Genomic DNA, 1,668 nt, shown 5'->3' with positions numbered 1-1,668 from the left:
ATCCAAAATCAGAGTGTGGGTCAGTGCCGCAAGTTCGATGAGTCGATGCCAATCGGCATTGTTGCGCGCCAGACGGGACACCTCCAGCCCGAGTACGATACCGGCGTGGCCTATAGCGACCTCCGAAACCAGTTGCTGGAAGCCGTCTCGGTGCTCCGCACTTGCGCCTGACTGGCCAAGATCAGTGTCGATGACGTGGATGCGTTCTATGGGCCAGCCGAGCGATACGGCGCGCTCGCGTAACGCATACTGGCGTTTGGTACTCTCGGTATTCTCAAACACCTGACGCAGTGACGATTGGCGCACGTAGAGGAATGCATCGCGGCGCAAATGGTCGTCCGTAACCTTCTGATACCGGTCAGTAGACATGGGCGATCTCTGAATGGGTCCGTAAAAAGAGGTTAGCGAGCAGACGCACAAACTCATCGCCAGCCGGAAATGCGTCCATGCGCGGCGCGCTGTGACGCAAGGCGGTCTCTATGGGTGCCGTTGACTTTACGAGCACAGGAAGTCCATGCAGCATTCCGTGATAGCGCAGCGCGGCAATACCCTCGGAGCGCGGAGTACCATCGACCACCGCATCGCGTACGGCCTCGTAAGCGGCTATCAAAGATTGCGCGAAGGGGATTTCGGCAACGCTTGGCTTTACGGTTTTTTTTTGCGCGCGATCGCGCGTTCGATGCTGCGGGGGTGGACCGAAATGCCGAACTCGGATTCCAGTTGCCCGGCTAGTGTCCGGGCGTGAATCGCCCCATCGCCTTCGAGATGTCGTTCGACGAACGCCATTGCCTCTGGGTTGAGCTTGTGCGCCCCCTTGGGGCCACGCTGCTTCGGAAGGAGTCCAGCCAGCCCATCGTGAGCAAATGCCGCCTCGGCCTGATAGAAGGTTGGCCGCGATACCCCGAACAGCGCTGCAGCATCGGCCTTCGATGCGCCGTCCACGCTGACATGGCGCAGCATCTCGTACTTGACCTGAATCAGATCGCGCGCGTCGAAGAAATCGCTCGATCGAAACCAAGAAGCCTGCACCCTCTCGGGGTGGGGATTCAGTACGCCGAGATGTCTGAGACGTTCGAGCTTCGGGTCGGGCTTGGTCACGATCGCTTCGTTGGTCGAAAATATGTAATATAAAATATGCCGCTAAAACGTAAATGTCAAGGTCAGAAAGACACTGAATAAACAGTAGCATGCGCCTATGCAGGAATATTGCGAGATGATTTCCGCGTAGTCGGTAGCAATCTGCGGCGTAGTTAAGTTTACATTGGCGGCGTAATTCACTTAACACGGGCCAGGACCTCCGGCCTAAGGTCGTCAATCAGCGCGCGCAGCCTCCGAAGATCATCTACACGAAAGGCGGAGCGCCCCGCCGCAGCCTGAGAAAATGCGTCCGGCTCGTCCACATCGGTCCATGAGGCCAGTATTGATAGCAGCTGGCCATGTTCGTCGTAGAACATGACACGATCCTCTCCCCAGTTGATGCGCCGGGTCACCAGCTGGATTCGGGTGCCGCGCCGTGGATGAAATGGATGGGTAATCTCGACCGTTCCGGTCGCGCAACCGTCGTCACGACAAGCAGTTGCTGACTTACGATAATGGCGTCGCTGAGCGCTTCAACCGGACGCTGAAGGAACAAGCCATTCACGGTCGCATCTTCAGGAACCTGGAGGA

Annotated in this window: 4 protein-coding genes; all 4 read right to left on the bottom strand. The window is 57.6% G+C overall.

Annotation, left to right across the window (positions count from 1 at the left end; all coding sequences use genetic code 11):
* Nucleotides 1-369: recombinase family protein (locus AWB68_RS44645; protein ID WP_143282059.1), on the bottom strand; the 369-nt coding region annotated here is incomplete at its 3' end.
* 276 nt (nucleotides 370-645) lie between these two features.
* Complete coding sequence (locus AWB68_RS44640; RefSeq protein ID WP_087650424.1) at nucleotides 646-1,098, bottom strand: helix-turn-helix domain-containing protein; 453 nt, start codon at nucleotides 1,096-1,098, stop codon at nucleotides 646-648.
* A 176-nt stretch (nucleotides 1,099-1,274) separates the two neighbouring features.
* Nucleotides 1,275-1,490, bottom strand: a complete 216-nt coding sequence (locus AWB68_RS44635) for a DUF5372 family protein (protein WP_235028875.1) — start codon at nucleotides 1,488-1,490, stop codon at nucleotides 1,275-1,277.
* On the bottom strand, nucleotides 1,487-1,668 hold a 182-nt coding region (locus AWB68_RS50545; RefSeq protein WP_235028874.1), incomplete at its 5' end, for a hypothetical protein. The genes AWB68_RS50545 and AWB68_RS44635, both read right to left, overlap by 4 nt.

The organism is Caballeronia choica (assembly GCF_001544535.1).
Taxonomy (GTDB): domain Bacteria; phylum Pseudomonadota; class Gammaproteobacteria; order Burkholderiales; family Burkholderiaceae; genus Caballeronia; species Caballeronia choica.
Note: the sequence above shows the minus strand (reverse complement) of the source record. Positions and strands in the feature narration are given on the sequence as shown.